Source organism: Tsukamurella sp. 8F, from assembly GCF_029167375.1.
GTDB lineage: Bacteria > Actinomycetota > Actinomycetes > Mycobacteriales > Mycobacteriaceae > Tsukamurella.
Map to the genome: position 1 here is coordinate 110697 of NZ_JARFTP010000007.1, position 23746 is coordinate 134442.

27 protein-coding genes and 1 other RNA gene are annotated in these 23746 nt (G+C 67.2%); 11 read left to right on the forward strand and 17 right to left on the reverse strand.

From position 1 onward, the window contains the following. The first annotated feature begins 179 nt into the window (after window positions 1-179). A complete protein-coding gene (locus P0W64_RS07800; RefSeq protein WP_275479513.1) occupies window positions 180-644 on the forward strand; it encodes an LppP/LprE family lipoprotein in 465 nt (154 codons plus the stop codon). Window positions 645-647: 3 nt separating this feature from the next. Here P0W64_RS07800 and P0W64_RS07805 read toward each other — a convergent pair whose 3' ends face one another. After that, the gene (locus P0W64_RS07805; RefSeq protein WP_275479514.1) at window positions 648-1142 is read right to left on the reverse strand and encodes a hypothetical protein; all 495 of its coding nucleotides are present in this window, start codon (window positions 1140-1142) and stop codon (window positions 648-650) included. Window positions 1143-1263: 121 nt separating this feature from the next. Here P0W64_RS07805 and P0W64_RS07810 point away from each other — a divergent pair, with 121 nt between their 5' ends. After that, window positions 1264-2151 carry an alpha/beta fold hydrolase gene (locus P0W64_RS07810; RefSeq protein WP_275479515.1) on the forward strand — a complete coding sequence of 296 codons (888 nt, stop codon included), beginning with the start codon at window positions 1264-1266 and terminating at the stop codon, window positions 2149-2151. Here P0W64_RS07810 and P0W64_RS07815 read toward each other — a convergent pair. Then, a complete protein-coding gene (locus P0W64_RS07815; RefSeq protein ID WP_275479516.1) occupies window positions 2138-2857 on the reverse strand; it encodes a pyridoxine 5'-phosphate oxidase C-terminal domain-containing protein in 720 nt (239 codons plus the stop codon). The genes P0W64_RS07810 and P0W64_RS07815 overlap by 14 nt on opposite strands. Window positions 2858-3107: 250 nt before the next feature. Here P0W64_RS07815 and P0W64_RS07820 point away from each other — a divergent pair, with 250 nt between their 5' ends. Both P0W64_RS07820 and P0W64_RS07825 read left to right on the forward strand, forming a co-directional pair. Further along, on the forward strand, window positions 3108-3959 hold the full coding sequence (locus P0W64_RS07820) for an SDR family NAD(P)-dependent oxidoreductase (RefSeq protein ID WP_275479517.1): 852 nt from the start codon (window positions 3108-3110) through the stop codon (window positions 3957-3959). 10 nt (window positions 3960-3969) lie between these two features. Beyond that, window positions 3970-4443 (forward strand): MerR family transcriptional regulator, encoded by a 474-nt coding sequence (locus tag P0W64_RS07825; RefSeq protein ID WP_275479518.1) that lies wholly within the window; start codon window positions 3970-3972, stop codon window positions 4441-4443. Window positions 4444-4445: 2 nt separating this feature from the next. On the opposite strand, the gene P0W64_RS07830 is transcribed toward P0W64_RS07825, so the two are convergent. Both P0W64_RS07830 and P0W64_RS07835 read right to left on the reverse strand, forming a co-directional pair. Beyond that, window positions 4446-5813 carry an LLM class flavin-dependent oxidoreductase gene (locus P0W64_RS07830; RefSeq protein WP_275479519.1) on the reverse strand — a complete coding sequence of 456 codons (1368 nt, stop codon included), beginning with the start codon at window positions 5811-5813 and terminating at the stop codon, window positions 4446-4448. After that, window positions 5810-7138: an MFS transporter gene (locus P0W64_RS07835; protein ID WP_275479520.1), complete on the reverse strand. Its 1329-nt coding sequence runs from the start codon at window positions 7136-7138 to the stop codon at window positions 5810-5812. The genes P0W64_RS07830 and P0W64_RS07835 overlap by 4 nt, the downstream gene beginning before the upstream one ends. A gap of 153 nt (window positions 7139-7291) precedes the next feature. Here P0W64_RS07835 and P0W64_RS07840 point away from each other — a divergent pair, with 153 nt between their 5' ends. Continuing rightward, on the forward strand, window positions 7292-7876 hold the full coding sequence (locus P0W64_RS07840; RefSeq protein ID WP_275479521.1) for an SRPBCC family protein: 585 nt from the start codon (window positions 7292-7294) through the stop codon (window positions 7874-7876). A gap of 242 nt (window positions 7877-8118) precedes the next feature. Continuing rightward, on the forward strand, window positions 8119-8724 hold the full coding sequence (locus P0W64_RS07845) for an HAD family phosphatase (RefSeq protein ID WP_275479522.1): 606 nt from the start codon (window positions 8119-8121) through the stop codon (window positions 8722-8724). Between the two features lie 50 nt (window positions 8725-8774). Here the strand turns inward: P0W64_RS07845 and P0W64_RS07850 are convergent, their stop codons facing one another. The 6 genes from P0W64_RS07850 to P0W64_RS07875 form a co-directional block, all read right to left on the reverse strand. Then, complete coding sequence (locus P0W64_RS07850; protein WP_275479523.1) at window positions 8775-9461, reverse strand: haloacid dehalogenase type II; 687 nt, start codon at window positions 9459-9461, stop codon at window positions 8775-8777. Beyond that, window positions 9458-10009: a GNAT family N-acetyltransferase gene (locus tag P0W64_RS07855; protein ID WP_275479524.1), complete on the reverse strand. Its 552-nt coding sequence runs from the start codon at window positions 10007-10009 to the stop codon at window positions 9458-9460. Before P0W64_RS07855 ends, P0W64_RS07850 begins: the two co-directional genes overlap by 4 nt. A 198-nt stretch (window positions 10010-10207) precedes the next feature. Then, window positions 10208-10792, reverse strand: a complete 585-nt coding sequence (locus P0W64_RS07860; RefSeq protein ID WP_275479525.1) for a maleylpyruvate isomerase family mycothiol-dependent enzyme — start codon at window positions 10790-10792, stop codon at window positions 10208-10210. 89 nt (window positions 10793-10881) lie between these two features. After that, window positions 10882-11586: a polysaccharide deacetylase family protein gene (locus tag P0W64_RS07865; protein ID WP_275479526.1), complete on the reverse strand. Its 705-nt coding sequence runs from the start codon at window positions 11584-11586 to the stop codon at window positions 10882-10884. A gap of 168 nt (window positions 11587-11754) precedes the next feature. Further along, window positions 11755-12125, reverse strand: a transfer-messenger RNA (tmRNA) gene (ssrA, locus tag P0W64_RS07870). 424 nt (window positions 12126-12549) lie between these two features. Beyond that, entirely contained in the window at window positions 12550-13971 is a 1422-nt protein-coding gene (locus P0W64_RS07875; protein ID WP_275479527.1) for an MFS transporter, read from the reverse strand. 151 nt (window positions 13972-14122) lie between these two features. Between P0W64_RS07875 and P0W64_RS07880 the strand changes: the two genes are divergently transcribed. Next, window positions 14123-14716: a TetR/AcrR family transcriptional regulator gene (locus P0W64_RS07880; protein ID WP_275479528.1), complete on the forward strand. Its 594-nt coding sequence runs from the start codon at window positions 14123-14125 to the stop codon at window positions 14714-14716. 44 nt (window positions 14717-14760) lie between these two features. On the opposite strand, the gene smpB is transcribed toward P0W64_RS07880, so the two are convergent. Continuing rightward, on the reverse strand, window positions 14761-15240 hold the full coding sequence (gene smpB, locus P0W64_RS07885) for an SsrA-binding protein SmpB (protein WP_275479529.1): 480 nt from the start codon (window positions 15238-15240) through the stop codon (window positions 14761-14763). A 92-nt stretch (window positions 15241-15332) separates the two neighbouring features. On the opposite strand from smpB, the gene P0W64_RS07890 reads away from it, so the two are divergent. Then, window positions 15333-15833, forward strand: coding sequence for a GNAT family N-acetyltransferase (locus P0W64_RS07890; protein WP_275479530.1), 501 nt, complete (start codon window positions 15333-15335; stop codon window positions 15831-15833). On the opposite strand, the gene ftsX is transcribed toward P0W64_RS07890, so the two are convergent. The 5 genes from ftsX to prfB all read right to left on the reverse strand — a co-directional run bounded on the left by ftsX (window position 15823) and on the right by prfB (window position 20056). Further along, complete coding sequence (ftsX, locus tag P0W64_RS07895; protein ID WP_275479531.1) at window positions 15823-16728, reverse strand: permease-like cell division protein FtsX; 906 nt, start codon at window positions 16726-16728, stop codon at window positions 15823-15825. The genes P0W64_RS07890 and ftsX overlap by 11 nt on opposite strands. 70 nt (window positions 16729-16798) lie before the next feature. Further along, complete coding sequence (gene ftsE / locus P0W64_RS07900; RefSeq protein ID WP_275479532.1) at window positions 16799-17488, reverse strand: cell division ATP-binding protein FtsE; 690 nt, start codon at window positions 17486-17488, stop codon at window positions 16799-16801. Between the two features lie 27 nt (window positions 17489-17515). Further along, window positions 17516-18016 carry a hypothetical protein gene (locus tag P0W64_RS07905; protein WP_275479533.1) on the reverse strand — a complete coding sequence of 167 codons (501 nt, stop codon included), beginning with the start codon at window positions 18014-18016 and terminating at the stop codon, window positions 17516-17518. Next, complete coding sequence (locus tag P0W64_RS07910) at window positions 18013-18852, reverse strand: mechanosensitive ion channel family protein (protein WP_275479601.1); 840 nt, start codon at window positions 18850-18852, stop codon at window positions 18013-18015. Before P0W64_RS07910 ends, P0W64_RS07905 begins: the two co-directional genes overlap by 4 nt. Window positions 18853-18937: 85 nt before the next feature. After that, window positions 18938-20056, reverse strand: coding sequence for a peptide chain release factor 2 (prfB, locus tag P0W64_RS07915; protein WP_275479534.1), 1119 nt, complete (start codon window positions 20054-20056; stop codon window positions 18938-18940). Between the two features lie 58 nt (window positions 20057-20114). Between prfB and P0W64_RS07920 the strand changes: the two genes are divergently transcribed. Further along, the gene (locus tag P0W64_RS07920; RefSeq protein WP_275479535.1) at window positions 20115-20885 is read left to right on the forward strand and encodes a sulfite exporter TauE/SafE family protein; all 771 of its coding nucleotides are present in this window, start codon (window positions 20115-20117) and stop codon (window positions 20883-20885) included. 12 nt (window positions 20886-20897) lie between these two features. Here the strand turns inward: P0W64_RS07920 and P0W64_RS07925 are convergent, their stop codons facing one another. Beyond that, complete coding sequence (locus tag P0W64_RS07925; RefSeq protein WP_275479602.1) at window positions 20898-21257, reverse strand: hypothetical protein; 360 nt, start codon at window positions 21255-21257, stop codon at window positions 20898-20900. A 146-nt stretch (window positions 21258-21403) separates the two neighbouring features. On the opposite strand from P0W64_RS07925, the gene P0W64_RS07930 reads away from it, so the two are divergent. Then, the gene (locus P0W64_RS07930) at window positions 21404-22207 is read left to right on the forward strand and encodes an inositol monophosphatase family protein (protein WP_275479536.1); all 804 of its coding nucleotides are present in this window, start codon (window positions 21404-21406) and stop codon (window positions 22205-22207) included. A 145-nt stretch (window positions 22208-22352) separates the two neighbouring features. Next, window positions 22353-23720: an acyl-CoA dehydrogenase family protein gene (locus tag P0W64_RS07935; protein WP_275479537.1), complete on the forward strand. Its 1368-nt coding sequence runs from the start codon at window positions 22353-22355 to the stop codon at window positions 23718-23720. Window positions 23721-23746 lie beyond the last annotated feature (26 nt).

Here is a 23746-nt window from a genome sequence, read left to right on the forward strand (position 1 = left end):
CGTGCGGATCGAACGTCGCGACCGTAGCCACGACGCGGGACCAACCGGTGGTCGCGACGTCGACGAGCCGGTCCGCTTCGCAGGCCGGGCATACGAGTCGGCCCGGCACATCCATCACGCTGCCCCACCGACCCGCGAGTGCCGATTCGTCTAGCACGGCGGCGCGTGCCAGGACGGCGATGACCAGGGCCGTCCCGGCGCCGACATCGGGTACTCGACCAGGCGCGGGCCACGGATACTGTCTGGACCTCGATTCGAAGCTGGTCGCCGACGCGATCGCGGGGCTGGGCAAGGACTCCAACGGCGGTGACTGGAACCCGCAGGGGGCCAGCGAGCAGCCTCTGAAGAACGGTTGCGGCCTGGACTTCGTGAGGGTGCTGGGCTCGGGTGTGCACGATGCAACCGTCGAGTCTCGTGTCCTATTGTTCGCCGATGGCCGCTTCCTGGGCACCGTCGAGCCGAAGCCGTACTCGTACACCACCATCGACGGTCACACCAAGAACTCGGTGACTGTGAGCTACCGGTGGCTGCGGAAGGACGACGCATTCGCGGCGCCGACCGGCGGGCCCACCAAGGTCACCGTCACGTGGGACGGGCAGCGACTGCACCGGGCCGGCAGCTTCCCGCCCGCATCCGGCCGCTGAGCTCTATCCGCGCAGTTCTTGGGCGACAGCGGTAGCCGACTGCTGCGTGAATCCGCCCGCAAGCACTATCTCGCCGCCGCTCTGCGACGCGATCCTCGGGGCGCGGAGCACCACGCCATCGTGCACCAACGCGAGAAACTCCCCGATGTGGGTCGCTGTGTAGCGCGACACCATCTCCGCGGCCCCCGGCGCGAGCGTGACGTGCACCGTCCACCGCCCGCTCGTCCGATCGCGCTCGGGCCGAGCGGCGGTGGGCGTCGTCGCGATCATGGCGGGCGCGAGAGCGTAGAGGGTCTTGCCGTCTAGCGCGCACGCCTCGATCGGCTGTGTCTCCCCCGCACGCGACGGCGACGGGCAGGTCGCGACCTGCTTCGACGACGTGACGGACCGGAACTCGAGGGTGTGGCCCGCGGGCACAGCCGTAGCGACCCCCGTGCCGATGATGCCCGCTCCGGTAACCGCAACAGACGCCGCGATCACGGCCGATCTCCTATGCATCGCGCCTCCTCAGAAGTTGTCGATCGACGCTAACAGGTGAGGTCGTGTCCCGTGCGAACGCGCCGTGATCGACAACCCCGGCTCTGTTGCCAGGTGCGCTCAGCAGGGGTTGAGTGGTCGCATGACACCGACGATGGAAACCGGCAATCCGTTCGGGTCGGTTGCGCACGGCGACACCCCGGATATGCGCGCGCTACGCGTCATCACAGCCGGCGACGACGCCCGGATCTCCGTTGTCTTCGAGTCCGGCCTGGGGTGCGCGCACGGTGTATGGGCGCTCGTGCAGCCTGAAGTCGCGCGCTTCGCGCGCACCGTCGTATACGACCGTGCCGGCTACGGCACCAGCGATGTGGACCCGGCCCGCCGCACAGTCGCGCGACTGGCCGACGATCTCGAGGTCGTGCTGGATGCAGTGTCTCGCGGCCCTGCAGAGCGATTCGTCCTGGTCGGCCACAGCCTTGGTGGGCTCATCGTCCAGTACGCGGCCATCCGCGATCCGGAACGGGTCGCTGCGCTCGTACTCGTCGACGGTGTGAGCCTCGACATGCCTGCGCTGCACGGGCGCGGCTACCGTGTGACGACTCTGCTCACCGAGTCCGTGATGCGCGGCGCGGCGCGCATCGGCCTCCTGCAACGCATAGGCGCCTGGGTCATCGACCGCCTCGCTCCGCCCGAGTTCGCAGACGACATCAAACGGTGCGAGTTCACCCGCGCCGCGATGCGCGCCAGGGCGGAGGAGATGAGTGGCTGGCACGCAACGCTCGCCGAGGACGGCTCCGAGGCGGTTCCCCTCCCGGACATTCCCGTCGCAGTGATGAGCGGGACCCGGGCACCCCTGGGCGCGGCCAAGATGCATGAAGAGATCGTCGCAGCCCACGCCGCACTAGCAGCGGCCCAGCCTCAGGGACGGCACATCGAAGTCGACGCCGGGCACAACATACCGATCACCGATCCCGACGAGATCGTCTCAGCGGTATGGGCGACCGTGGAGGCGCTCAGGGCAGCGTGACCGCTTCGGCGCCGCGCGAGGCCGAGACCGTCCAGCCGCCGTCAGCGTCGCGGCTGTACACCACACGCACATGACGGCGATCCGTCGAGCCCTGCCAGAACTCGACGCGTTCGGCCTCGAGGCGCCAGAGTGTCCAGTCCCCGGGCGCGACGTCAGCACGGGCCTGCGGGCTCCGGGCCGCGAGATCGACATCGCTCTCTTCTCGTGGAGCCTCCACGACGACGCCCCGCACCCGCACCGAGCGGGCCAACGATTGCCACCAGAAGGTCAGCGCCGCAGCCGGTCTCGCGCGGATCTGGGATCCTATTCTGCTCGACGCCTTCCCGGCGACAGCCCAGCCGCGCCCGTCGATCTCCCGCAGGATGAGCACTCGTCCGTCCGGTATACCGCGGTCGTCGATGGTGGAGACGACGGCCGCGTGCGGCTCGGGCGCATCGGCTTCGATCGCCCCGTCGAGCCAACGCCGGAACTGCTGCACGGGATCGTCCGACCAGCCGAACATCTGTGCGTCACGTACCCCTGTCAACGTCGGAAGCGCACGCAGGTGGGCGGAGGATCCGGTGACGGGACCGTTCGACAACGGTTCCGGATCCGCCTCGCGGACAAGGTCGTACACGTATGCCCGCTCGCCCTTGCGGCTCACCCATGCACCTGCGGGCGGAAGCTCTCCGTGACCCGAGTGGTCCATCGGTCGCGCAGTCACCACGCCCGCCTCGTCGCACACGACCCATCCGTAGTGGGGTATTCGACGGCACCAGAGGGGTAGGTCGACTCGCCTGAAGGACGGCGCGCCACCACTCGTACCTTGCGGTTCGAAGTCGTATGTCAGACCGTCCGTGCGTCGAACGAAGTGGATTCCATCCATGCCTCATCGTGTACACCGCACCACCGGGAGTGCAACCGAATTCGCATGCCTGCTTGCGTTGGAGCGCGCTCGAAGACCTAGCGTCGCCGTCATGACGAGAGAACGAACCAGCTGGTTCATCACCGGCGCATCGCAGGGCTTCGGCCACGCACTGACCGCCGAGGCCCTCTCGCGCGGCAGCACAGTGACCGCGACCGCGCGCGACGCTTCTTCGCTTGCGGATCTCGCCTCGCCCGGGTTGACCGTGATCGAGGCAGACCTTCTCTGCGCGGACGACGTTGTGCGCGTGGCGGAATCTATCGCGAGGACATCCGTGGACGTGCTCGTGAACAATGCCGGCCGTGCCATCGTGGGCGCTGCGGAGGAGGTCGCGATGCCACAGCTGCGCGAACAGCTCGAGCTGAACTTCTTCGCTGCCGCCGCACTCACCCGCGCCGCGTTGCCTGGTATGCGGGAACGCAAGGCAGGCGACATCATTCAGATGAGCAGCCAGGGCGGCCGCCTCTCCTTCCCGGGGGTGGGCGCGTACTCCGCCAGCAAGTTCGCGTTGGAGGGATGGTCGGAGGCACTCGCCGCCGAGGTCGCCGCGTTCGGGATCCGGGTCATGCTGGTGGAGCCGTCGCGGTTCCGGACTGGCTTCAACAGCACCCACTCGCTGGGGTTGGTCGAGGCCATCGACGCCTACGCTGGCGTCGTCGGCCCGGTGCGTGCCGATCTCACCGGCATCGAGGGCCACCAGGAGGGCGACCCTGAGCGCGCGGCGGCGATCATTGCCGACCTCGTCGAATCCGATGCGCTGCCATTGCGGCTGCCCCTCGGCGCCGAGGCGGTCGAACGCCTCGCCACGGCATACACTGCGGCCGGGGACGGCGTGCGCCGCTGGGCGGAGGTCGCCCGGTCCGCGGACTTCCCCGGCGGGCGACCGACGACGCGCGGGCTATAGGAGGCATGACATGGCGACCGACGACCTGATGTCCCGGATTCTCGGCGAGATCGGCGAGACCGCAGAGATCGATGGCACGCTACCTGTCGAGACGATCCACCGCCTCGTCGACGCCGGAGACGACCCGCGCCCCATGTCCATCGCGGAGGTCGCGGAGCTCCTCGACCTGTCACCGCACTCGATCCGGTACTACGAGCGCGCCGGGTTGCTGACGGTGGCGCGAGACGGCCTGGGCCATCGCGTCTACGACGCCGAAGCGCAACGTCGCCTGGTGTTCGTCACGCGAATGCGCCTGTCGGGCATGCCGATGCGCGATCTACAGCACTACGTCGAACTGGTCGACGCGGGCGACGACTCGATCAGCGAACGGCTGGACATGCTGCTCGAACATCGGGACACGATACGCCGTCGGATGCGCGAACTGACGCTCTCGCTGGCCGCCACCGAATACAAGATAGCCACGTACCGCTCACACGGCGGCTGACGTCACCCGAGGGTGACGCTCCAAGCCCGGTGACCGTCGGCGAGGCGCCGACCGTTGCCCGTTCCCAATCGCTCGCGCAGCGTGACAGGCTCGTCGTGCGGCTCGTCGACCAGTCCCCGAGAACGCAACTCGGGCACGAGCTGGTCCACGATATCGACGAAGGTTCCCGGCATCGTCGCGTACATGAAGTTGAACCCGTCCACATCTGCCACGTCACGCCAGCGCTCCAACTCGTCGGCGACGGTGGCGGGTGAGCCGGTGATCACCGGTCCGCGACCGCCGATACTGACGAAGCGCGCGAGTTCCTCTACGGTCCACTGTCGATCACTGTCGCGGGTGAAGAGGTCGAGGGCGGAACGGTTCGCGTCCGTCGTCACGTGCACGAGTGGCGCGTCCGGCGGTAGCCCCGATAGATCCACGCCGGTCCAACCGCCGAAGAGCGCCAGGGCGCCGTGGGGACTGGCCGAGCGTCGGTAGTCGTCGAGCAGCTCGCGCGCGGCATCGTCGGTCGGGCGCACGATCGCGGTGAGCCCCGCGAGGATTCGCACCGAACGCGGGTCGCGACCCGCAGCCTCCACCTCTCTCCGGATCGCGTCGACAGTGGGCCGCACGGCGTCCGCCGTTGGGCCGATGACGAAGACCGCTTCGGCGTGAGTGCCGGCGAACCTTCGACCGCGGGGCGACGCTCCCGCCTGGAAGATGACGGGCGTGCGCTGCGGAGACGGTTCGCACAGGAAGGCGCCGGGCACCGTGTAGTTCTTCCCGCGATGTCCGATGTCCCGCACCCGCTGCGGGTCCGCGTACACGCCGGTCCCCCGGTCCGCGACCACCGCGTCGTCGGCCCACGAGTGTTCCCACAGCTTGTAGCACACGTCCAGGTACTCGTCGGCGACGTCATAGCGAAGGTCGTGCGGAATCTGTTCCGCGAATCCGAGGTTCTTCGCCGCAGAGTCGAGGTAGCCCGTGACCACGTTCCATCCGATGCGGCCCTTAGTCAGATGATCGAGTGTGGTCATGCGTCGCGCCAGAGCGTAAGGCTGCTCGTACGTGGTCGACACCGTCACCCCGAAGCCCAGATGACGCGTCGCCGCCGCCATGGCAGAGACCGCCAGGATGGGGTCGTTGACGGGAACCTGGATCGCGGAGCGCACGGCCTGGTCGCGGGACCCTCCGTATACGTCGTACGTGCCGAGTACGTCCGCGAGGAACAGCGCGTCGAAGCCGCCGCGCTCGAGCAGCTGAGCCAACGAGATCCAGTGATCGACATCCGCGTAGTGGGTGCTGGAGTCGTCGTCCCGTGTCCACAGCCCGGCCGACTGGTGTCCGATACACGCCATCGCGAAAGCACTCAGGATCAGGTTCCGACTCATCCCTGCACCGCCTCGACGCGTGCGCGCGGCCGCGTCTCCGGCGCCAGGCAGACGCCGACGGCGGACACCGCCGCGAGGACCATCAGGTACGCGGCCACGAGCCACGGCCGGCCCCCGCACGCGTCGAGGGCCGCCGCGGCGATGAGCGGCGTCAGCCCGCCTCCGACGACCGCGCCGACGGCGTACCCGATCGACGCGCCGCTGTACCGGAGCTCCGTGGGAAATAGTTCAGAGAAGAAGGCGGCCTGCGCGCCGTACTGGCTGTCGTGCCCGAGGTTGAGCCCCAGGATGTACGCCGCCACGACGAGAGCCGCCGCGCCCGTATCGATGAAGAGGAACGCGGGCACCGTGAACAGGACGGTGAACAGCGCACCGAACAGGTACACCCGGCGCCGACCGATTCTGTCCGATAAGGCGCCCCACAGTGGCGTCGCGACAAGGCTGATGACAGACGCAACGAGCGTGGCGACGAGGCCGACCGTCGTTCCGCGATGCCCCAGGGCATGCGCGATGTAGGTGAGCAGGAAGACGGTGTAGAGCGTGTACAGCGCGATCTGACCGATGCGCATGAGCACCGTCAGCCCCACCTCCCGGCCGTGGCGGCGAAGGACCAGTCCGACGGGGGCGCGGACGGTGCCGCCGGTGTCCCGTAGTGCGATGAATTCGGGCGAGTCCGCAACAGACAGTCGCACGATCAGGCCCACGATCACGAGTACCGCGCTGAGCAGAAACGGGATCCGCCAACCCCAGGACAGGAACGCCGAGCCGTCGACCGTCGCATGAACCGCTGTGAACACGGACGACGCGAGGATCATACCGACCGCCGAACCCGTCTGCGGCACAGCACCATACAGACCTCGCCGGCCTACCGGCGCATGCTCGACCGCCAGCAGCACGGCGCCTCCCCACTCGATACCCGCGGAGAGTCCCTGCAGGAGGCGGAGAACCGTCAGCAGAACGGGCGCGAGGAAACCCACGCTCGCATAGGTCGGGAGTAGCCCGATCGCCGTCGTCGCGACGCCCATCAACAGCAACGAGCCGACGAGGACGGCCTTACGTCCGACGCGGTCACCGAAGTGCCCCGCGAGCGCCCCGCCGACAGGCCGGGCAACGAACCCTACCGCGTACGTGGCGAAGGCGGCCAGTATGCCGCCCGCCGCGCTGGCGTGCGGGAAGAACAGCGGCCCGAGCACCAGCGCGGAAGCCGTTCCGTACAAGTAGAAGTCGTACCACTCGACGGATGTCCCGATCAAGGAGGCGACGGCGACCCGACGACGCTCCGCCCCGCTGGAGACCGGTCCGACGGTGGCCTCAACGCTCGTCAAGAGATCTGCCGCCTTTCATCATAGGAAGAGGTCAAACATATGGGCGCGCACCGCCATCCGGTCAACAGCTGCGATCACCGTGAGCCGATTCCCCATCGGCGGGCGCCGTTCCGCGTGCGCTACCGTCAGACAGGACACCGATGGGAGTGAGCGATGCCGATTCTCGAGCATGAGCGGGTCGTCGCACGAACACCCGACGAGCTGTACGACTTCGTCACCACTCCTTCGACGTGGCTCCAGTGGCATCCTTCGGTCGTCCGCGTCACTCCGCCCCTCGACGTCCCCGCACGAGAAGAGGCGACGTTCACTACGGAGGTGCGCACACCGGTCGGCACGGGTATCAACGCGTGGACCGTAGGACGGTGCGTTCCGGGCCGGGAGTGGCACGCGCAGGCGGACATGAGCATCGGCGGGACGACGATGCTGACCTATCGGATCGCACCCCACCGAGACGGCGCCCTCTTCACGCGCACGCTCGAATATCGACTGCGCAGCCCACTGCTGCGGGTCGCAGATCGAATCGTCGGACGGCGACGGATCGACGAGGAGTCGCGCGAGTCGCTGGACCGGCTGGCCACTCTGCACGCGTCCCACGACCCGGCCACACCACGGCGTGTGGCGGTGCTGGGCCGCGGAGGAGCAGGTAAGTCATCGCTGGCCCGACGCATCGGTTCACTGCGGGGCATCGATGTCATCGAGCTGGATGCGTGGTTCTGGCGGCTAGGCCCGCGGCTATAAAACGCGGACGTGAGAGTCGCGAGTTCTGGAAGTGGGTGGTCCGCTATCGCCGAGACAGCCTCCCCACCGTGAGCGCCGCCGCGCGCGCCACGTCCGCGATGGTGGTGATACTGCACAACCAGGATGAGGTCGAGCGGTTCGTCGCGAGCCTCGAGCGCCGGTGACGGTCATGTGAACCGAAACATCGTGACTGCCACCCGAAACGGATTCCCGTTGTAGCAGGTAGCTGGTATCAAGTCCAGGTGGGAATTCGCGCGGTGCTTTTCGATATAGGCGGTGTCCTAGAGATCACCGACGGCGCGCCGGCAGTGCTCTGGACGCGACGTCTGGGCCTCACTTCGTCTGGGTGGGATCGCTTGCGCAGCGTGCTCGCCGACGGCGAGATCGGCCGCACGACCGAGTCCGAGGTGTTCGACGTACTCGCCTCACTCATCGGACGCGACGCCGCAGAATCGACGCTCGGCGAGATGTGGGACCAGTACCTGGGCCACCCCGACACTGTTCTGATCGACTACCTGGCGGGACTCCGACCGACGTATCGCACGGGGCTGCTGAGCAATAGCTTCGTCGGTGCGCGAGAGCGCGAAGAGCGCCGCTACGGCTTCTCGTCGTTGGTCGACGAAATCGTCTACTCGCACGAAGTCGGTGTCGCCAAACCTGATCCCGCGGTCTACGAACTCGCCTGCCGCCGTCTCGATGTCGCTACGACCGAAACCGTCCTTATAGACGATTCCCAGGTCGCCGTAGACGGCGCGCGTGCGACGGGCATGAGAGCCATCCTGCATCGAGACACATGGACGACCACGCACGCCCTTGATGCATGTCTGGGCACGCGCTACGCACGATGAGGGTCACGCGTCTCGAGCAGCCGCCAACCGTGTTCCGGTGTCGGTCGAACTCAGCACCCGAGTTGGTCAGCGAGGTCGTCGAGTCCGGTCGCGTGGAAAGCGTCGAGCGGATTCGGCGCCTCATCCTTCACCTCGGGACCCCACTCGCGGGGCCGTTCGATGTAGGCGGTGCGCAGTCCGAATGAGCGCGCTGCCGCAAGGTCGGTGACGTGGGTGGCGACCATCAGCACCTCGTCGGGCCGCACCTGCATGAGTTCGGCGATGCCGAGGTATACCTCCCGCGCAGGCTTGTAGTGCCTCCACACGTCAGCCCCTCCGATGAAGTCCCAGTCGAATCCGTTGAGCTTCGCCATCTCCGTGAGCAGAGCCACGTTGCCGTTGCTGAGCGCCGAAACAACATACTGTGACTTGAGTCTTCGGATGCCGTCGGCGGCGTCGGGCCAGCCCGGAATCACGTGCCAGGCGTGTACCGCGATGTCGAGCTGACGGGTACTGGCGACGATCCTGTACGAGTCCCGCAGCAGACGATCGAGCGCCTCTCGATGCAGCTCGTCCAGCAATGTCCAAGGACGCGAGCCGGATTCGACCTCAGCCAGAGCGGGAGCGTATGTCCGTCGCCAGTCGAGCGCGAGCCGCGATCCGTCGATGTCTGGAAACTGTTCCGCGAGAACTTCGCTCACTCCAGTGTGCCAGTCGGTCACCGTACCGAAGGTGTCGAATGCCAGAAGCTTTATCACACCTGGTCCTCCCTATCACGGCCGTTGCCGTTCCGGCTGCGGCACCTTTCATTTCCGCGATCGCCGCACTTACGTATTCCGAGCTCGAAGTAGAGGACCGATCCGGAGCGGGCCACTTCCGACAAGCCTGCTTTGATGAGCACCTTCTGCGACGCCGAATTGCCAGCAAGGGTATCGGCGGCGATAGTCGCCGCCCCCCGATCGGCGGCAAAGGCGATCGCCGCGCGGAGGGCTTCAGTCGCGAAGCCACGCCGGCGCGCTGCCGGGACGACGCCGTATCCGATCCGGACGCGACCGTCTGGGTCTGGTGGACCGAAGTAGCCGATACCTCCGATCGCGATATGGTCGTCCCGGCGACGGATCATGTAGAGCGTGAACACCGGATCTGGATCATGTGTTCTCGCGAGGGTTCGCAACAACGAGAGTTCCTCGAGCAGAGGATATTCCGCATGCCAGTCGTCCCCCGTCCGCCGATCGCGAGAGACGATTCGCGCAGCCAGCTCCGGCGTGATCGACTCCAGGGTGAGTCGAGAAGTCTCGATGACCATCACCCGAGTCTCACACCGCGGGTTCGCAATCGCCATTGGGTTTTCCGGACCTCGCTCGCTCGTTGCCGCACGACCAGACCGCGGCCGCGCACGGCTACGCGGGTGCCGCCCTGTCGCCTACGCGGACTCGGAGGCTGTCGAGCATTCGGATGAGAACCCGCTCGCGACGGTCTACACCGACACCTGAGCGCATTCGAGTCAGGCCCGACCAGTGAACGCAAGCAGCAGGTCGGCTGTGGATCGCGATACCGGTCTGCGCTCGGGACCGAAGAGCCCTGCGGCACGCAGTTTATCGATCTCTGCCGACATCGTGTCGAGAACATACGAGCACAACTCGGCAGACGGTTCCCACGGAGCAGCAATGCCGTCACAGAGGTCTTTCGCGTGCAGAGTCAGTTCCATGACACGCATCCGCATCAACACAAGACCGGATCGCCGGCCCATTCTGTGATCGACGATCGCTGTGAGATCGCTCTGGCCGGCGACATCACGGAGAGCGCCCTCGGAACGCCAGAAGGCGGCGACGGGGTCGTGCCCGACGTAGTCCTCGGACCGCGTCGCGGCAGTCAGTGCAGCGGTCGCTCCGTCGAGCAGCATCGCGTAGCGGTGGGCGCCGCCGCTCACGTGGTCGACCAGGTCGCGGACAGTCCATTCGCCACAGCCGCTCGGTTGGCTCCACTGAGACGGAGCGACGTGCTCGAGCACCGAAAGCCAGACGCCCTCAGCCGAAGACAACGCCCGCATCAGCTGCCCGCGCTCCGCGTCGACCTCCGGATCGCTCATCAGACTCCCCTGCTAGCGCTATCAGCTGGTGAAACGAACCGGGCTCAGATCGCCCTTCAAGGTGGCAGCGCGCAGCCGCCTAGCCCCCGCTACCGTAGTGCCAACAACTGATCAACGGTGATAAACCTGTATCGGTCGGCTTTCAACCGCTGGATGACCGGCCGGATCGAGGCGCGCACAGATTGGCTGTACCAGGGATGCAACAACACGATGGATCCCGGCCGCGCTCTACCTGTGACGTAGCCCGTGATCGCTCCTCGCGTCGAGGCGCCCACGTCGAGCGGATCAACATCCCACATCACCGTAGTCATGTCTCGACTGGACAAGGCCAACGGCAAACCGACCAACTTCTTTCCGTAAGGCGGCCGAAACCGTAGCGGGCCTCGGTAACCGATACCACGCAGGGCCGAATTTGTCCGATCCAACTCATCGCCGTACCACCCCGGAGTGTGGAACCACATTCTCTGATGGGTGAAGGAGTGATTCGCAAGCTGGTGGCCAGCTGACATAAGCGCTTGCGCAGACGCAGGATGCGCGACGACTTGCGAGCCGATCAGAAAGAAGGTCGCGACAACCCCCTCCTCACGTAACACCGAGAGTATCTCGTCGAGCGCATCAGGGTTCGGACCGTCGTCGAACGTCAAGGCGACTACACGTTCATCGGTATCAACACGGGCAACGATGTCGCCGGCAATCGCAACGGTGCGGGCGTTGGCAAGTTTGTAGACTGCGAAGGTTCCACTGAGTGCCAGCGCAACAACGGTGAGTACTACGAGAACTTTGCGACGGCCCACGGGCCGACTCTACCGAGCAAGCGGCGCGTCGCCAGAAGCCCATCGAACCTGGCGGACGGTCGTACGGCCTCCTCCACCACGCGCACAGCCGAGATGTGGCCTACAGGACAACGACATCGGTAGGACATAGGAAAAGCCCCTGGCCTGCGATGCAGACCAGGGGCTCTCCGGTGGAGCTGCCGGGAATTGAACCCGGGTCCTCCGTCACCTTGGCGGGGCTTCTCCGTGCGCAGTCCGCTGCGTCTCTACTCGGATCTCCCGGTCACGCGAACAAGCCGGGATGACGATCCCAGTCGCTGTTTGATGTCCCTCACTATGCCGCGACCGCACCGTGAGGTGAGCCCTCTAGCTGATGCCGGTGACCGGGTCGAGGGCGAACCCGGGCCGACAGACCCGCTCTACTGCTTAGGCAGCGAGAGCGAAGTCGCGCTGATTGGAATCGGCGCTTAATTGGTTGCTGCGACGCTTAACGGTGGTCTCCAGCCTGCACCGGCACGCTTCCCCCGCGTTGACAAACGAAGTCGAAACCGATCAGCCCCTCGTTCGCCGCCTCAGCGGAGCCGCCCTGGTGGGCGGACCATCAACGATACCAGCGACGCCCCGTCGCCTGCCAACCCGTTTTAGGAGTCGGCCGGCGACGGCGGGACGCGTCGCTGCATCCGCCACGCACCCCGCCTCGCCGGAGGTCCTGCCATGTCCTAGCCAGAGAACGCCCCCGGACGAGACTCAGACCAGGGCGCGATGACCGACGTTGGTGGCGGTCATGTTGGCGAGCACAGTCAGCAGGACGGCCCCCACGCGTCGAGCGATGCTCGTCATCTTGGTCCCGGTCACGAGAACTCCTTCGATTGAATCCCATGAGTCACATCAGCAACTCTGTTCACAACTATCCATGGGCTGACCAGGGACTTCAATCAAAGTTATCGACCTGTGACCAAATGAATCACAGGGCTGTCATTCCTATCACCTCGCGGGCACCACACGAGGTTGCGTCACGAACATCAGTACAGCGTTCGCGAGAAGCAACAGCGCAGCGACCACGAACGTCTCGGATACCGCGTCCGTATACCCGGCCGGAGTGGAGATACCGCTCGACACGGCGCCGAAAACGGCCACGAGCACCGCTAGTCCGAGTGTCCCACCGAGCTGCTGCATGGCGTTCACGACGCCCGACGCAGCTCCGGCGTCATCTGGATGCACGCCGTCGAGCGCGGAGTTGGTGAGCGACAGGAACGTAGACCCACCCCCGAAGCCGAACAGTACGAACGGAATCACCAGGTCGACGTAGGTGGTGCCGACCGACAACTGCGAGACCCAGAGCAGCGAGAGGCCCTGTAGAGCGAAACCCGCGACAAGCAGTTTCCGAGGCGGGATCAGTCGCGTGAAATACCGGGCCGACAGCTGCGTCGCAAGGAACACCGCGCCCGTCATGGGCAGGTAGCACAGGCCTGTGACGAGCGGGCTCAGGTGCATGACATCCTGCATGAACTGCGTAAGGAAGAACATCATGCCGAGATTTCCGGCCACCATGAGCAGACGTCCGGCCAAAGCCGACGAGCGCGTGACAGAGGCGAACAACCGCATCGGCGTGATGGGCTCGGCCGCACGCCGCTCGACGATGACGAACACCGCGAGGAGCGCGACGCCGCCCGCGATCGCACCCAGCGCCACCGTCGAGCTCCAGCCGGCCTCGGCAGCCTTGACCAGGCCGTACACCAGGAGGCCCACGCCGGCCGTCGAGGTGACAGCGCCTGCGAGATCGAAGTGGCGGCTTTCGCGGGCCGTCGCCGGCAGCACGAGTGCGGCCGCGGCGGCGACGAGGATGCCGAGCGGGACGTTGACGTACAGCACAGCACGCCAGCCCAGCGTCTCGGTGAGTGCGCCGCCGAGCACGAGGCCGAGCGAGAACCCGCCGACCGACACCGCGGTGAACAGACCGAGTGCACGCATCCGCTCGCGCCCCTCGGGATACAGCGCCATGAGCAGGGCCAATGCCGCGGGAGCGGCGAACGCCGCCCCGACCCCCTGCGCGGCGCGAGCGATCAGCAGAACGGCCGCGTCGTCGGCCAGCCCCCCGACAGCGGACGCGACGGTGAACAGAACCACACCCGAGACGAAGGTGGCACGACGCCCGAGGATGTCGCCGAGACGAGCACCGAGCAGCAGCAAGCCGCCGAACGTCAAGGTGTAGGCGTTGAGCACCCACGACAGAGCCGCGGGCGAGAAGTGTAGGTCGCGCTGCATGTCCGGCAGGGCGACGTTGACGATGGTGGCGTCGATGACCACCATCAGCTGGCACCCGAGGACCGCCGCGAGGGCGGCACCACGAGCGCGCTTGAGGCGGGATGCGAATCCCGCTCCGGGACGTTGAACGAGAACAGACAAGGTACGACCCCTGATCCGTGGAGTGTTCGGATTGGACGGCTCGACGTTGAGCCCGAAAACAGAAGCGGAGGCTTCCTCCACTTACAATATCGGAGGGTTCCTCCGCTTCGCAAGCGGTTATCGTCGTACCCGAGGACAGGAGGTGGCCGAGATGGCGACATCGACGCGCCCCCGCGCCGACGCAGCCCGCAACCGCGAGAGGCTCGTGACCGCCGCGCGGGAGCTCATGAACAGCGACCCCAGGGTGCCGCTCGAGAAGATCGCGGCGGCAGCTGGCGTCGGCATCGGCACCCTGTACCGCAACTTCCCGAGCCGTGACTCACTCCTGGAGGCGGCGTACCGCCAGCACGCCGACGAGATGACCGACCTCGTGCAGAAGCTCGTCGCCGACGCCGTCGCTCCGGCCGAAGCGATGCGCCGCGTGATCGTGCACTACATGGCGACGTCCGGCCAGAAGGCCGGATTGAAGGAGGCGATCGTCGCGTCGGCCGGAACAGGCGCCGAGATCTTCCAAGACACCGCCGCACGCTCGAGCGCGGCGATCGGCACGCTCCTCGCGGCCGGCCAGGCCGATGGCACGTTCCGGACCGACGTCGAGGCGGAGGACGTGCGCCGCCTCATCGGGGGCCTGTGCGCGATGTGCCAGCGCAGCGAGCCCGCAGAGTGCGCATGCGGCTGCGGGGCCGACCCGTGCAACGGGCGCCTCGTCGGTGTCGTGCTGGACGGCCTGCGTCCCCACGCCTGACACGGGCCACGATCCGGGCCGACCAGCCCGCGAACGTCGGACCGCTATCCGCGCATGCCCTTGACGCGCCGGCCCAGCTCGCGGGTGATCTCCCGCTCAGCGGTGCGTCGCGCGATGTCCGCACGCTTGTCGTGCTCCTGCTTGCCCTTGGCGAGCGCGAGTTCCACCTTCACGCGACCGTCGTTGAAGTACATCGACAGTGGCACCAATGTCTGGTTGCCGTCCCGGATCCTGCCGACCAGCGAATCGATCTGACGCCTGTGCAGCAAGAGCTTCCGGGAGCGACGAGGAGTGTGGTTGGTCCAACTGCCGTGGCCGTACTCGGGGATGTGCAGCCCACGCAGCCATACCTCACCGTCATCGATGGTGGCGAACGCGTCGACCAGCGACGCCTTGCCCTCCCGCAGCGCCTTCACCTCGGTACCGACGAGCGCGACCCCGGCCTCGTAGGTGTCGAGGATCGTGTAGTTGTGGCGCGCCTTGCGATTACTCGCGATGACCTTGCGCCCCTTCTCCTTCGCCACGCTGCCTCTCTAGTCTCGATGGTGAACAACCTCTCCATCCTACGAGCCCGCCGCGGCGCGGGGGAAACGAGTTTCGTGCAATGTCCCCGACGATGCGTTCGACGCTGCGCCCGGCCGATCCCTGCGACGCCCCGGACATCGTGAACCTGCGGGACCGGATCGCGCGATGGATGGTCGACCGCGGCATCCGCCAGTGGTCGCCGGGCGAGTATCCGATCGCGACCGCAGCCGACGAGGCGGCCCGCGGCGAGTGGTTCGTCGCACGAGACGAAGCGGGGTGCCTAGCGGCGACCGTGCGCCTCATCTGGTCCGACCCCCGATTCTGGGGCGATGCGGACGCCCCGGCCGGCTACGTGCACGGCCTCATGGTCGCCACGGCGTCGACGGTGCGCGGCCGCGACGTGCTCGACTTCGCCGCCGAACGCACACTTGAGCGAGGGCTGGACCGCCTGCGGTTGGACGTCGTGGGCCACAACGACGTCCTCGTGCGGTTCTACGCGGACTACGGGTTCACAGAGGTCGGGCGCGCGAGGCTTCCGCACCCGTTCCCCGACTACGAGATCGCGTTGATGGAGAAGCCGCTCAGTCCCTGACCTGGACGCGCAGGGTCACGTATGCGGTGATGGCCGCGAATCCGGATCCTACGATCAGCAGCCACGGTGCAACGAGCAACACGTCGGTCGCGGTGATCTTGGCCAGGATGTTGACGCCGTAGAGCTCCTTGAGAGCGCGGTCGAAGAACAGGCTCTTGCCGACCATCAGTCCGCCGATCGCGAGCACGCCGCCGATCAGCGCCGCGACCACGGCCTCGATCAGGAACGGCAGCTGCGTATACCAGCGCGTGGCGCCGACGAGCCGCATGATCGACACCTCCGTCGCACGGCTCAGGGCCGCCACCTGGACGGTGTTGGCGATCAGCAGCACCGCGGCTATCGCCTGGATCAGGGCGACGATGAACGCGGCGTCCCGGGCTCCGTTGAGCACGGAGAACACGCGATTCACGAGCTCGCGCTGGTCCAGGACGCTGGCGACGCCCTTCTCCTTCTTCGCGGCCTCGACGACGCTGCTGAACCTGCTCTCGTCACCTACCCGCACCTTGAACGACGCCGGCAGGACGCCGGGCCGCACCAGGTTCGCGAGCTCGGGCTGGTTGGCGAACGTCTTGGTCACCGCGTCGTGGTAGGCCTGGTCGGGCGAGACGTAGTCGACGGCGTCGACTCCCGGAAGCTTCTCGAGCGCGTCACGCAGCGCAGAGCAGTCGCCCTTGGAGCAGCCTGGGTCCGCCTTGGACACACCGTCGTCGACGAAGACCTGCACCTCGACGCGCTGCAGGAAGATGTCCTGGCTCTTGTCTGCCATCCGGACGACGAGCAGGCCGCCGCCGAACAGGGCGAGGGAGATCGCGGTCGTGAGGATCATGGCGACAGTCATGGTGACGTTGCGCCGAAGACCGGTCGCGACCTCGGAGGTGATGAAACTCGCGCGCACGTGGCAGTCCTTACGTGGGTGGTCCCGGGCTTGGCAGCGCCCGTTCCTGGCAGGGGGTCGAGGGGATGGCCTAGCGGCCCAGGCCGTACACGCCGGTGGCGTCGTCGCGGACCAGCTCGCCGAGCCGTAACTCGATCACCCGGCGGCGCATCGAGTCGACGATGTGCCGGTCGTGCGTCGCCATGACCACCGTCGTGCCGGACCGGTTGATGCGGTCGAGCACGTCGACGATCTCGGTGCTGGTGTCCGGGTCGAGGTTGCCCGTCGGCTCGTCGGCGAGCAGCACCAGCGGCCGGTTGGCGATGGCACGGGCGATCGCGACGCGCTGCTTCTCGCCGCCCGACAGCTCGGTGGGCATCCGGTCGGCCTTGCCACCCAAACCCACGTAGTCGAGAACCTCGGGGACCGTCCGCCGGATCTGGGCCTGCGACCGGCCGATCACCTCGAGCGCGAACCCCACGTTGTCGGCCACGGACTTCTGCTGGAGCAGCCGGAAGTCCTGGAACACACAGCCGATGGACTGGCGCAGCGTCGGCACCTTGCGGCCCGGCAGCTTGTTCACGTGGAAATCGCCGACGCGAACGTCGCCCGAGGTCGGCTTGTCCTCCTTGAGCAGCAGCTTGAAGAAGGTCGATTTACCCGACCCGGACTGCCCGATGAGGAAGACGAACTCGCCCTTCCCGATCTCCAGCGACAGGTCCGACAGCGCAGGACGCGCCGACGACTTGTACTTCATGCTGACGTTCTGGACGCTGATCACGGTCGCCCAGTGTAACCACGCCCGGGTTCAGCGCGGCGGAGGTGAAGTCCTGGGTGGCACCTCCGTGCCGGTCTCGGTGGACTCCCCGGCGGTCGCGCCGGGCGCTGCCGTAGGCCCCAGGCCGCCGGTATCACCCGTGGTGGGCGAGGCACCGTCGGTCCCGGACTCCCGGGCGCCCGACGGGAGCTCGCTGCCGCTCTGCGGCTCGCCGGATTCCGACACGCCGGAGCTCGCCGAGGCGGACCGGGAGTCGGACGGTTCGGTCGACCTGCTCGGACGAACGGATCGCGTGGTGCTCGGCGCGTAGCTCGTCTCGGGCGTCGGGACGTACTCCTCGGTCGCCGTCTGCGCCGGGCGCGCGGGCGCGGTCACCGGCTGCACGTCTGGCTTGAGCACCAGGTAGACGTACGCGCAGAGCACCCACGCGATCACCAGGACCGCCGTACTCGTGCGGATCCGGGTGCCGCGGATGTGCTTGGGGATACGGCTCCAGAACGGCGGCCGCAGGGGCCGCTGCTCCCGGCTCATCGGCTGCCCTCCGTCTCGTTCTCGACGCGCGGGGCCTCTGGATCCATGTGCTGGGTCGTGGCGTCTACGCTGATCCCGGCCGTCGCGAGGGCGCGGACGATGCGCTCGCGCAGGTTGCGGCCCACCTCGAACTGCTTCCCCGGCAGTGTCCGCGCAACCATGCGCAGATTCATATGGTCGATGTCGATGGACTCGACGCCCATCAGGGTCGGCTCGTCGAGCAGCAGCGTCGACATGAACGGGTCCGCGAACGCCCGCTCCCCTACGCGGTGCAGGAGCTCGTTGACGCGACCCATGTCCACCTGTTTGGGCACCGGGATGTCCACGACAGCACGTGCCCAGTCCTTGGAGAGGTTGGTCGCCTTGAGGATCTGCCCGTTGGGAACCGTGATGACCTCGCCGTCGGCATTGCGCAGCTTGGTGACGCGCAGGGTCACGTCCTCGACGGTGCCCTCCGCCTCCGAGCCGCCCGTGATGGTCAGCTCGATGACATCACCGAAGCCGTACTGCTTCTCGGTGATGAGGAAGAACCCGGCGAGCAGGTCCTGCACGACGCGCTGGGCTCCGAAGCCCACGGCAGCGCCGATGACGGTGGCCGGGGCGACCAACGCGGAGATCGGGACGCCGAAGGCATGGATGATGTTGTACGCCGCGATGATGTAGATGATCGCGATCGCGACCCAGCTGACGACCTGGATCACCGCGTGCTGATGCTTCGCCGATTCGGTGCGCACGAGAGAGTCCGAGTACCGGAACTCCGAGTCGATCCGGGAGGTGACCCGCGCCGAGGCCCAGTTGACGAAGCGGTTCGCGAGCACAGCCGCGAGCGACCACATGATGATCGGGAGCAGGTGCGTGACGAGCACCGCCTCCCAGCCGTCGAAGCTGGGAGCGTAACGGCTCGCATGCAGCACGGAGGCGCTAAGCAGCGTCGTCACCGTTCATGCGCCAGCGGATCCCCGCCTCGATGAAGCCGTCGAGATCGCCGTCGAGCACCGACGTCGGGTTGTTGACCTCGTAGTTGGTTCGCAGGTCCTTCACCATCTGATACGGATGCAGCACGTAGGAGCGCATCTGGTTACCCCACGACGCGCCCTCGTTGGTCTTGAGCGCATCCATCGCGGCGCGCTCCTCCTGCCGCTTGCGCTCGAGCAGCTTGGCCTGCAGCACCTTCATGGCCGAGACCTTGTTCTGCAACTGCGACTTCTCGTTCTGGCAGGTGACGACGATGCCGGTGGGTATATGCGTGAGACGCACGGCCGAGTCGGTGGTGTTGACGGACTGACCACCCGGACCGGACGAGCGGTACACGTCGACACGCACGTCGTTCTCGTCGACGTCGATGTGGTCGGTGGTCTCGACGACGGGCAGTACCTCGACCTCTGCGAACGACGTCTGCCGACGCCCCTGGTTGTCGAACGGGCTGATGCGTACGAGGCGGTGCGTCCCCATCTCGACGGACAGCGTGCCGTAGGCATACGACGTCTTGACGGTGAACGTCGCGGACTTGAGCCCCGCCTCCTCGGCGTAGCTGGTGTCGTAGATCTCGACACCGTAGCCGTGCTTCTCCGCCCAGCGGATGTACATACGCATGAGCATCTCGGCCCAGTCCGCGGCGTCGACACCGCCGGCGCCCGCGCGGATGTTGACCAGCGCATCGCGGGCGTCGTACTCGCCCGACAGCATGGTCTTGACCTCCATGGCCTCGACCTCGGTACGTAGCTGGGCGCGGTCCGAGTCCGCGTCGGCGAGCGCCGCGGTGCGGTCGTCTCCCTCCTCGGCCTCGGCGAGCTCGTAGAGGACGGGCAGATCGTCGAGCCGCTGCCGCAGGTCGGTAACCCGTCGGAGCTCCGCCTGCAGGTGCGACAGCTGGCTGGTCACCTGTTGCGCGTTGGCCTGATCGTTCCACAGCTCCGGGTCGGCGGCCTTCTGCTCCAGCTCATCCACGTTCCGGCGGAGCTCCTCGAGGTCCAGGACCTTCTCCACGGTCTGCAGGGTGGTCTCGAGGCTCTCGATGTCAGCGGAAACGTCTGGTTGCACGGCGGCCAGAATACCCGCGTCCACGGACACCTCCGAGACGCAACTAGAGTCCAGGCGCATGACCGGGTGGGAGCTGCTGATCGTGCTCGTCGCCGGGGCCGGCGCAGGTTTCATCAACTCCCTGGTCGGTAGCGGCACGCTCATCACATTCCCGACGCTCGTATCGTTCGGCGTGCCGCCCGTGACGGCGACCATCAGCAACGCGATCGGCCTCGTGGCCGGCGGAGTGTCCAGCACATGGGGCTACCGCCGAGAACTTGCCGGGCAGGGCTCGCGGTTGCGCTGGCAGACGCCGGCATCGCTGCTCGGCGCGCTGCTGGGTTGTTACCTGCTGCTGCACCTGCCCGAGACGGTATTCGAGTCCGTCGTCCCCGTACTTCTGGTGCTCGCACTGATTCTGGTGATCGTGGGGCCGCGTATCCAGCGCGCCGCCGCGGCCCGCGCCGACGGTGACCCGACCCTCACCACGGCACGGCTCGGCGCCCTCGTTGCCGGCACGTTCGCCGTCGGCGTGTACGGCGGCTACTTCACCGCCGCGCAGGGCATCCTCCTCATCGCGGTGATGGGCGTGCTCCTGCACGACGACATGCAACGCCTCAACGCGGCGAAGAACCTACTGTCCCTGCTCGTCAACGTGGTCGCGGCGCTGACCTACCTGGCGGTGGCGTGGGACCGGATCGACTGGCCCGTGGCGGCCATGATCGCGATCGGCTCGTTGTTCGGCGGCGCGCTGGGCTCGAAGTTCGGCCGTACCCTGTCGCCTAACGCGCTGCGCGCGATCATCGTGGTCGTCGGGTTGATCGGGCTGTACCGGCTGCTGACGACGTAGCCCGGCCACAGGTCACATAGGCGGCGCGAGGGTGCCGAACTTCCAGCTGCTCTCGACCTTGCCGACCTTGTAGACGACCGGGACCTCGTCGCCGACCTCGGGCCAGCTCGCGCCGAGCTTCATCGCATAGGTCAGGTAGACGGGTGTGGGCGCAGTCGAGGGCCCGGTAACGGTGCCGGTGACCGTCACGAAGGCGTCGCCGTTGCGGTCTCCGTCCAGGGGGCGGTCCGTGACGCCGGTCAGAGTCAGCGTCCCCTGTTCGAGCCCGGGCTTGGAGGCCATCGTTCGCCCGCCGCCCGAACGGGACCGCTGCCAGGTCACGAACAGCATGGCCAGGACCCCGAGCATGATCAGGATCCACACGAACGTCATCACGGAACGCCTCCTTTGCCGGATTCGACTTCTCCACCCAGGCTAGCCGTTGTCGGCAGAAGCGACCGCCCAGGCGGCGCGGCGTGCGCGTCTCGGCGCCGACGTGGGCGAAGCCCCCGCGTGGCCGCTGCACTACCGTTCTGGTCATGTCGAGCAGCACATCGCCGTCCTCCGCCGTGCCGACCGAAGATCTCGAACTCGCACTCGGCCTCGCCGACGCCGCCGACGCGATCACCGAGTCGCGGTTCGGCGCATTGGACCTGCGGGTCGACTCGAAGCCCGACCTCACGCCCGTGTCCGACGCAGACATCGCGGTCGAGACCACGTTGCGCGAGCGGCTCGCGACCGCGCGCCCCGGCGATGCTCTGTTGGGCGAGGAGTTCGGCGGCGAGGCGGTGTTCTCGGGACGACAGTGGGTCCTCGACCCGATCGACGGCACCAAGAACTACGTCCGGTCCGTGCCCGTGTGGGCGACCCTCATCGCGTTGCTCGAGGACGGGGTCCCGGTCGTAGGGGTCGTATCGGCGCCTGCTCTGCGTCGACGGTGGTACGCAGCGGCCGGCAAAGGCGCCTACACCACATTCGACGGCGGCGAGCCACGCCCCATCCACGTATCCGAGGTGAGTGACCTGGCGTCGGCCTCGATCTCCTACTCCGACCTGTCGTATTGGGACGCCGCCGGGCGCGAGCGGTTCCTCGCATTCGCCGACGCGGCGTGGCGGGTGCGCTCGTATGGCGATTTCTGGAGCTACTGCCTCGTCGCCGAGGGTGCGGTCGACCTGGCTGTCGAGCCCGAGGTGTCCCTATGGGACCTGGCTGCCCTCGACATCCTGGTGCGCGAGGCGGGTGGCGTGTTCTCGTCCGTCTCCGGCGAGCCCGGGCCCCACCGGGGATCTGCGCTGGCGAGCACGCCGGCGCTGCACACACTCGCCGTCGAGCGCCTGGGGTGACAGGTCACACCTGATCGGGCTGCTTTGCACCGCGCCTGTTCTTACTCGGGAGTAAGGTCTAACCTGACTTTGGAGTAAGTTCGTGACGAGACGCGCGGGATCAGTCGTTTCCGCGCATCCGTCACACGACAGGCAGATGGTGGAGATGAGCACGTCAACCGATCCCCGCGACACGAGCGCCATTGGGAAGAACCCGATCCCGCGCAACCCGACAGGGCAGCTGATCCGAGGCCTGATGGCTATCGTCCAGTCCCCGTTCGTGCAGAAGCGCGGACTCACGGGCCTGGTCAATAAGGCCGCCTTCGAGGGCACCAAGCACGGATTCAAGGCACTCGGCGCCGCGAACCGCACCTTCAAGAAGGTGGGTAGCGCCGGTAAGCCCCAGCGCCTCACATCGAGCACGCGGTCGAACTACGACCTCACGCCCGACGAGGACCAGAAGATGATCGTGGACACGATCAAGGACTTCGCGGCAGAGATCCTGCGGCCCGCGGCACACGACGCCGACGAGGCTACGAAGACCCCCGAGGACCTGGGTGCCCGCGCCGCCGAGCTAGGCATCACCCTGATCAACATCCCCGAGGAGCTCGAGGGCGCCGGCACCGACCGTGGCGTCGTCACGAACGCGCTCGTCGCCGAGGCACTCGCCTACGGCGACATGGGCCTCGCGCTTCCGATCCTCGCCCCGAGCGGCGTCGCTGTGACGCTCGCGCAATTCGGGTCGGACGGCCAGCAGCGCACGTATCTGCCCGAGTTCGCGGGCGAGAAGGTGCCCCAGGCCTCGGTCGTCATCAGCGAGCCGACGGCCCTGTTCAACCCGTTCACCCTGGCGACCAAGGCGACTCGCACGCAGGGCGGCTACATCCTCAACGGCGTCAAGTCGCTTGTGCCCGAGGCCGGTTCGGCAGAGCTGTTCATCGTGGGTGCGGATCTCGAAGGCACGCCCGCCCTGTTCATCGTCGAGTCCGGCACCGAGGGCGTCGTCGTCGAGGGCGACCCGAGCATGGGCCTGCGGGCCGCTTCGCTCGGCCGACTGAACCTGAACACCGTCAAGGTTCCCGACGCCGCGCTGCTCGGCGAGGTAGACCGGGACACCGCCGCCAAGAACTACACCGACGTCGTGCGGCTCGCGCGGCTCGGTTGGTCGGCCCTCGCGCTCGGCACCTCCCGCGCGGTCCTCGATTACGTGACCCCGTACGTCAAGGAGCGCGAGGCGTTCGGCGAGCCGATCGCGCACCGTCAGGCGGTCGCGTTCGCGGTGGCCGACATGGCGACCGAGATCGACGGTCTGGAGCTGCTGGTGTGGCGCGGTGCCGCGCGCGCCGAGCAGGGGCTCTCGTTCGGCCGCGAGGCGGCGCTTGCGCGGCGGTTCGCAACGGACAAGGGCATGAAGATCGGCCTGGACGGCGTCCAATTGCTCGGCGGCCACGGTTACACCAAGGAGCATCCGGTGGAGCGTTGGTACCGCGACCTGCGGGCCGTCGGCATCGCCGAGGGCATCGTCGTCCTGTAAGCCTGCTCATCCCTTCTCACGAAAAG

What these genes read in the sequence shown, in the direction of transcription:
- P0W64_RS07860 (WP_275479525.1), bottom strand. Translation starts at nt 10,792, where the DNA reads ATGAGCGATCCGGAGGTCGACGCGGAGCGCGGGCAGCTGATGCGGGCG.
- P0W64_RS07910 (WP_275479601.1), bottom strand. Translation starts at nt 18,852, where the DNA reads ATGTGGTCGCTCGCGGCTGTGCTCGCGAACCGCTTCGTCAACTGGGCC.
- P0W64_RS07800 (WP_275479513.1), top strand. Translation starts at nt 180, where the DNA reads ATGACCAGGGCCGTCCCGGCGCCGACATCGGGTACTCGACCAGGCGCG.
- P0W64_RS07810 (WP_275479515.1), top strand. Translation starts at nt 1,264, where the DNA reads ATGACACCGACGATGGAAACCGGCAATCCGTTCGGGTCGGTTGCGCAC.
- P0W64_RS07905 (WP_275479533.1), bottom strand. Translation starts at nt 18,016, where the DNA reads ATGAGCCGGGAGCAGCGGCCCCTGCGGCCGCCGTTCTGGAGCCGTATC.
- P0W64_RS07935 (WP_275479537.1), top strand. Translation starts at nt 22,353, where the DNA reads ATGAGCACGTCAACCGATCCCCGCGACACGAGCGCCATTGGGAAGAAC.
- P0W64_RS07930 (WP_275479536.1), top strand. Translation starts at nt 21,404, where the DNA reads ATGTCGAGCAGCACATCGCCGTCCTCCGCCGTGCCGACCGAAGATCTC.
- P0W64_RS07825 (WP_275479518.1), top strand. Translation starts at nt 3,970, where the DNA reads ATGGCGACCGACGACCTGATGTCCCGGATTCTCGGCGAGATCGGCGAG.
- P0W64_RS07890 (WP_275479530.1), top strand. Translation starts at nt 15,333, where the DNA reads ATGCGTTCGACGCTGCGCCCGGCCGATCCCTGCGACGCCCCGGACATC.
- P0W64_RS07840 (WP_275479521.1), top strand. Translation starts at nt 7,292, where the DNA reads ATGCCGATTCTCGAGCATGAGCGGGTCGTCGCACGAACACCCGACGAG.
- P0W64_RS07805 (WP_275479514.1), bottom strand. Translation starts at nt 1,142, where the DNA reads ATGCATAGGAGATCGGCCGTGATCGCGGCGTCTGTTGCGGTTACCGGA.
- P0W64_RS07855 (WP_275479524.1), bottom strand. Translation starts at nt 10,009, where the DNA reads ATGGTCATCGAGACTTCTCGACTCACCCTGGAGTCGATCACGCCGGAG.
- P0W64_RS07880 (WP_275479528.1), top strand. Translation starts at nt 14,123, where the DNA reads ATGGCGACATCGACGCGCCCCCGCGCCGACGCAGCCCGCAACCGCGAG.
- P0W64_RS07920 (WP_275479535.1), top strand. Translation starts at nt 20,115, where the DNA reads ATGACCGGGTGGGAGCTGCTGATCGTGCTCGTCGCCGGGGCCGGCGCA.
- P0W64_RS07830 (WP_275479519.1), bottom strand. Translation starts at nt 5,813, where the DNA reads ATGAGTCGGAACCTGATCCTGAGTGCTTTCGCGATGGCGTGTATCGGA.
- P0W64_RS07820 (WP_275479517.1), top strand. Translation starts at nt 3,108, where the DNA reads ATGACGAGAGAACGAACCAGCTGGTTCATCACCGGCGCATCGCAGGGC.
- P0W64_RS07925 (WP_275479602.1), bottom strand. Translation starts at nt 21,257, where the DNA reads ATGACGTTCGTGTGGATCCTGATCATGCTCGGGGTCCTGGCCATGCTG.